This is a genomic window from Pseudomonas sp. K5002 (assembly GCF_013386655.1).
Lineage (GTDB): Bacteria > Pseudomonadota > Gammaproteobacteria > Pseudomonadales > Pseudomonadaceae > Aquipseudomonas.
The window spans coordinates 1-472 of record NZ_JACARK010001504.1; the positions used below are offsets into that span (position 1 = coordinate 1).

2 pseudogenes are annotated in these 472 nt (G+C 65.0%); both read left to right on the top strand.

Annotation, left to right across the window (positions count from 1 at the left end):
• Window positions 1–306, top strand: a pseudogene (gene tauB, locus HX846_RS37535) (taurine ABC transporter ATP-binding subunit); the annotation flags it as partial.
• A pseudogene (locus HX846_RS37540) lies at window positions 303–472 on the top strand (taurine ABC transporter permease); the annotation flags it as partial. The pseudogenes tauB and HX846_RS37540, both read left to right, overlap by 4 nt.

Genomic DNA, 472 nt, shown 5'->3' on the forward strand with positions numbered 1-472 from the left:
CCCTTCGGCGCCCTTGATGCCTTCACCCGCGAACAGATGCAGGAGCTGTTGCTGCAAGTCTGGCGGCGCACGGCCAAACCGGTATTCCTGATTACCCACGACATCGAAGAAGCGGTGTTCCTCGCCACGGATTTGATTCTGCTGGCGCCCAACCCCGGCCAGATCGTCGAGCGCCTGAGCCTGGACTTCGGCCAGCGCTACGCCGCCGGTGAGTCGGCACGCGCGATCAAGTCCGACCCGCGCTTTATCGAAACCCGCGAACACGTGCTGGGCAAGGTGTTCTCCCAACGGCAGGTGTCCGCATGAGCAGTTACGAATTACCGGCCACGGCCACCAAGCCGGCGAGCAAACCCGTCGTGCCCGTACGCCGCAGCCTGAGCACCCGCTGGATCAGCGTGCTGACCCTGGTGACCCTGGTTGCCATCTGGTGGGCCGTGACCGCCAGCGGGCTGATCGAGCCGCTGTTCCTGCC